Genomic DNA, 423 nt, shown 5'->3' with positions numbered 1-423 from the left:
TGCCCGCTCGATACGTGCACAGGCAATATCAAAATATTCGTTCTTCAGCTCAATGCCGGTGAACGAACCGCCTCGCGCCAGAACAGGAAGCGCGGTGGTGCCGCTGCCCATGAACGGGTCGAGGACGCGGGCGTTATCCGCCAGCGGTCGGACCAGCTCATCCATCACCCTGACCGGCTTCCCGGTCATGTGCAGTTTCTCCGCTGGCTTCACGCGCTCAGTAATGACGCCGGGGAACGGACCACCCGGCACTTTCTCCAGCACCCCATTGCTCCCCCACACGACATATTCCGCCTGATGCCTGAAATAACCGGTGTGCGGGGCGCGGGCTGATGCTGTCTTGTCCCAGACAACAATGCCGCGCCAGAGCACACCGCCAGCCTGAAGCACATCGGTCATCACCGGAAGCTGCCGCCAGTCCGA

Annotated in this window: 1 protein-coding gene; it reads right to left on the bottom strand. The window is 61.9% G+C overall.

What is annotated here, in order from left to right:
* Positions 1–423: DNA methyltransferase (locus GTGU_RS23690; protein ID WP_038163905.1), on the bottom strand; the 423-nt coding region annotated here is incomplete at both ends.

This window comes from Trabulsiella guamensis ATCC 49490 (genome assembly GCF_000734965.1).
Classification (GTDB): Bacteria; Pseudomonadota; Gammaproteobacteria; order Enterobacterales; family Enterobacteriaceae; genus Trabulsiella; species Trabulsiella guamensis.
This window is presented reverse-complemented; position numbering and strand designations above follow the sequence as displayed.